This is a genomic window from Halobacterium sp. KA-4 (genome assembly GCF_021028995.1).
GTDB lineage: Archaea > Halobacteriota > Halobacteria > Halobacteriales > Halobacteriaceae > Halobacterium.
The window spans coordinates 1-1,092 of record NZ_JAJJZG010000054.1 but is presented as its reverse complement, the minus strand read 5'-3'; the positions used below and the strand labels follow the sequence as shown (position 1 = coordinate 1,092).

Below are 1,092 nucleotides of genomic sequence, written 5' to 3'. Positions count from 1 at the left end.
CGCGGCCGTGAGCGTCGCCGGCAGTTCGGCGATGCTCGCGAGGTACGGCTCCGCGTGGTGGTGATTCAACCCGACGTATCCGATTGTTGGTACGTTCATACGGATTCGAAACCAGGGACGATCGTTTCGTCGAAGCGTTCGAGATCCTGGAGCGTCGTTCCCTGTGATTGTCCGGGGAACTGCATCCGCGGGTGGGGATGGATGCTTCCGAGGTCATCGGCCGCGAGGAGTTCATTGACGTACTCCCTAGGGGAGCCGAAGATAAACGTCACGGATCGTATACCTCGGAGTTTCGCTCGGCGTTCCCGGGTGCCACAGGTGGAGCGACTCTACCCGAATCGGGCGTCGAAACCCCTGGCCAAGAAGCGCTACTGATAGACATCCGCACGGGATGTTGGTCCGATAGGTAATAGTTCTATGGGAAGGCAGAGAGCTGACCCTCACTTATCCCCCTTCCCCGGCGATCGGTTGGTGTTTTTTGTGAATCATCGCCGACAACCGCATCTACGTCTGTTGTCAGCATCCGGTTGCCCCCGAGAGGGATGACATAGTCGGCAAACCCGGCCACGAACAACTCGAACGATTCCTCGAAATCGTGGCTCTATACGTGACCGGAAATTCGCTTGATTGCGTCGCGCAAATGCTCGTTTTTACAACGGAGATATTGCACTCTGTGAAGCTGTTCGATACCTCGGAGTGTCGAACTCCGTCACGCGATGATAGTCTACGGTGAGCGTGTCATAGAAGAGTTCTCATGGTTTTGTCGAATCAGCTCTAACGAATTGAAAGCGCCGTACACTTGGTGCGCGCTGTTCTTAGCTGGTCGTAGCTATGGCGAAAGAGAAGTTCGGAGTCGCTGTTGACGAGGAAATCGTACAAGAAGTGGATGAACTGGTCGCTGAGTGTGACGATCTCGGAGCGACTGGCTCCGAGATTGTCGAGGCCATCCTCACAGCCTTCGTTCAATCAGAGACAAACCACGTTGAACAGGTTCGAGAAATCATTATTCGGAAACGAAAGGGAGCTCTCTGACCGGTTCTAAAGACTGTGCACCTAGTGCACGCGTCTCTAATCAAGTCATCTGATATAATA

At 54.1% G+C, this 1,092-nt stretch carries 2 protein-coding genes; one reads left to right on the top strand and one right to left on the bottom strand.

Annotated features, from left to right (window positions below):
- Window positions 1-95: 95 nt before the first annotated feature.
- Complete coding sequence (locus LPA44_RS18000) at window positions 96-272, bottom strand: hypothetical protein (protein ID WP_230890852.1); 177 nt, start codon at window positions 270-272, stop codon at window positions 96-98.
- 559 nt (window positions 273-831) lie between these two features.
- Here LPA44_RS18000 and LPA44_RS17995 point away from each other — a divergent pair.
- On the top strand, window positions 832-1,032 hold the full coding sequence (locus tag LPA44_RS17995; RefSeq protein ID WP_230890851.1) for a hypothetical protein: 201 nt from the start codon (window positions 832-834) through the stop codon (window positions 1,030-1,032).
- Window positions 1,033-1,092 lie beyond the last annotated feature (60 nt).

What these genes read in the sequence shown, in the direction of transcription:
- LPA44_RS17995 (WP_230890851.1), top strand. Translation starts at nt 832, where the DNA reads ATGGCGAAAGAGAAGTTCGGAGTCGCTGTTGACGAGGAAATCGTACAA.